1 protein-coding gene is annotated in these 212 nt (G+C 55.7%); it reads left to right on the top strand.

Annotation, left to right across the window (positions count from 1 at the left end; translation table 11 throughout):
• Nucleotides 1-212 (top strand): hypothetical protein (locus HMPREF2572_RS14635; protein WP_210385303.1); only part of this gene is annotated, 212 nt, incomplete at both ends.

Below are 212 nucleotides of genomic sequence, written 5' to 3'. Positions count from 1 at the left end.
GTCGTCTTCGGCGACAGTCCCGAACACTACTTCCGCGACCAAAGCCTACCCGTTTCCTACCGTCCCCATGCCGGACTGGAAAGCGTCGGTACCGAAGCACTGTTCAACTTAAGCATCCGTCACAATCCCATCGTCGAAGGCATACGCAGTGCCGACTACAACTACCGCACTGCCGATACCGACCTCTTTGCCGAAACCGACAACAAACAATC

The organism is Neisseria sp. HMSC064E01 (assembly GCF_001808875.1).
Taxonomy (GTDB): domain Bacteria; phylum Pseudomonadota; class Gammaproteobacteria; order Burkholderiales; family Neisseriaceae; genus Neisseria; species Neisseria sicca_A.
This window is presented reverse-complemented; position numbering and strand designations above follow the sequence as displayed.